We start from the raw sequence: 2,266 nt of genomic DNA, 5'->3' as shown, positions 1-2,266 counted from the left end.
TAATCATCCCAGGGAGTAAGTCTGTTAGGGCTGACCTTGAGTATTTACGCTCGCAGGGCTGGGAACAAGATATACAGCGCCATTTACGTCTAGGTGGCAAGGTGATGGGGATTTGTGGCGGTTATCAAATACTAGGTAAGCTGATTGATGACCCAGATGGCGTTGAAGGTACTCAAGGTCAAAGTCAGGGGTTAGATTTACTGAATGTAAATACCGTGCTAACGAACGAGAAAACGTTAACAAATAGCCGAGGTCATTTGACGCTCAATAATAGAACTGTTCCTGTGTCGGGCTATGAGATACATGTTGGTAAAACAAACACCACCTCTAGCTCTCCAATACAGTTAGATACCAATACTGCAGATGGCGCATTAAGTGATTGCAATCAAATCTTTGGCACGTACCTGCATGGTATCTTTGACAGCCCGCAAGCCTTTGAGTTGATCTGTGAATGGGCTGGCGCCGAGCGCGTGGCCAAAATAGATCATCAACAATTAAAAGAAGACGGCATCAACCGTATCGCTGATGCTATTGAAGAACATTTAGACTTGAATTTGTTGTGGCCTGAACTTTCTAAACAATGATGAATATATGAAGACAAAGACTCTATTACTTTTATCGCTACTGGTTTCATGTTCAGCCAGTGCTAGTGAAAAGCTGTACATCTATGCGGCTTCTTCCATGACGAATGTGATCAATGTTCTCATTGATAATTATGAATCACAGCACGCGGTAGAAGTGACGCCAATCTACGCTTCTTCATCGGCACTTGCTCGTCAAATAGAAAGGGGAGCACCGGCAGATATTTTTATTTCTGCAAATGAAAAGTGGATGAAGCATCTTATTGCTCGGAGTATTGTTGCTAGTGACAATGTAACACCGTTGGTTTCCAATTCGTTAGTTGTGATTGCTCCGGTTAACTCAGACAAGCAACTCGATATCAATTCAATACCTCAGTGGACTTCTATACTAGACGGTGAGCGTTTGGCTATTGGTAATCCTCAGTCAGTTCCTGCTGGGATCTATGCGAAAGAGGCACTAGAGTCGCTAGGGCTATGGAGTTCAGTTAAAATTCACTTGGCGCCTAGTAATAATGTAAGAATGGCGCTAGCTCTAGTTGAACGCTCTGAGGTTCCATTAGGAATTGTCTATAAAACCGATGCTGAAATGTCTTCCGATGTAAAAATTGTAGCGCCACTAAACGAAGAACTATACTCGTCAATAAATTATCCAGTTGCACAGGTGTCGGTGTCGGAAGCTTCTAGTTCATTTTACCGTTATCTTTTAAGTGCAGAAGCAAAAGCAGTATTTAAGACGTTTGGATTTAAATAACCACTATGTTGTACCTGTCAGATTATGAAATTGAAGCATTAACACTGAGCCTTAAAGTTGCAGGCTATGCCATGTTATGGCTCGTACCTATTGGTATCGCACTAGCTTGGATTTTAGCTAAAAAGCAGTTCATATTTAAAAGCGTGCTGGAAAGCGTTATCCATTTACCTTTGGTGTTGCCTCCTGTTGTGATTGGATATCTATTGCTGGTTGTTATGGGTAAGCAAGGGATTGTCGGAAATTGGCTTTATAGTACTTTCGGGCTTGTATTCAGCTTTAGTTGGAAGGGCGCTGTATTGGCGTGTATCGTTGTCGCTTTACCTTTAATGGTTCGCTCTATTAAGTTGAGCTTGGAAAGCGTTGACAATAAACTAGAGCAAGCTGCAGCAACATTAGGCGCTTCTCCGCTACGAGTGTTTTTTACTATTACTTTGCCTTTGATGCTTCCTGGGGTGATAACCGGCAGTATGCTTTCGTTTGCGCGTAGCTTAGGCGAATTTGGTGCAACAATAAGCTTTGTTTCAAATATCCCGGGAGAGACTCAAACGATTCCCTTAGCAATGTATACCTTTATTGAAACGCCAGGTTCCGAATTAGAAGCTGCGAGACTGTGTATCATTTCGATAGTCATAGCTTTGAGTTCATTGTTATTTTCTGAGTGGTTATCAAGAAAGTCGGCGAGACGTTTGGGGACAAGTAAATGAGCAATGTCGTTATTCAATACACTCAGACGCTTGGTGAGTCGGAGTTTGATATCGATCTAGAACTTCCCAATAAAGGCATTACTGCAATTTTTGGGCGCTCTGGTGCAGGCAAAACCTCGCTAATTAATGCGATAAGCGGTTTAAGCAAACCACGTAGCGGTAAGATCGAAATAGATGGTAACGTCGTTTTTAATAGCGTTGAAGGAGTTAACCTGCCGACATACAAACGT

4 protein-coding genes are annotated in these 2,266 nt (G+C 42.3%); all 4 read left to right on the top strand.

The window, feature by feature from the left end:
- On the top strand, positions 1-584 hold a 584-nt coding region (locus tag L4C33_RS21675; protein ID WP_489686457.1), incomplete at its 5' end, for a cobyric acid synthase.
- Between the two features lie 7 nt (positions 585-591).
- Complete coding sequence (modA, locus tag L4C33_RS21670; RefSeq protein WP_428814456.1) at positions 592-1,332, top strand: molybdate ABC transporter substrate-binding protein; 741 nt, start codon at positions 592-594, stop codon at positions 1,330-1,332.
- 5 nt (positions 1,333-1,337) lie between these two features.
- Positions 1,338-2,036 (top strand): molybdate ABC transporter permease subunit, encoded by a 699-nt coding sequence (gene modB, locus L4C33_RS21665; protein ID WP_428814455.1) that lies wholly within the window; start codon positions 1,338-1,340, stop codon positions 2,034-2,036.
- Positions 2,033-2,266: ATP-binding cassette domain-containing protein (locus tag L4C33_RS21660; protein ID WP_428814454.1), on the top strand; the 234-nt coding region annotated here is incomplete at its 3' end. The genes modB and L4C33_RS21660, both read left to right, overlap by 4 nt.

Source organism: Vibrio makurazakiensis (assembly GCF_050337375.1).
In the GTDB taxonomy this organism is placed as follows: Bacteria; Pseudomonadota; Gammaproteobacteria; order Enterobacterales; family Vibrionaceae; genus Vibrio; species Vibrio makurazakiensis.
Note: the sequence above shows the minus strand (reverse complement) of the source record. Positions and strands in the feature narration are given on the sequence as shown.

Coding starts and splice junctions, on each gene's coding strand:
- modA (WP_428814456.1), top strand. CDS start 592: ATGAAGACAAAGACTCTATTACTTTTATCGCTACTGGTTTCATGTTCA.
- modB (WP_428814455.1), top strand. CDS start 1,338: ATGTTGTACCTGTCAGATTATGAAATTGAAGCATTAACACTGAGCCTT.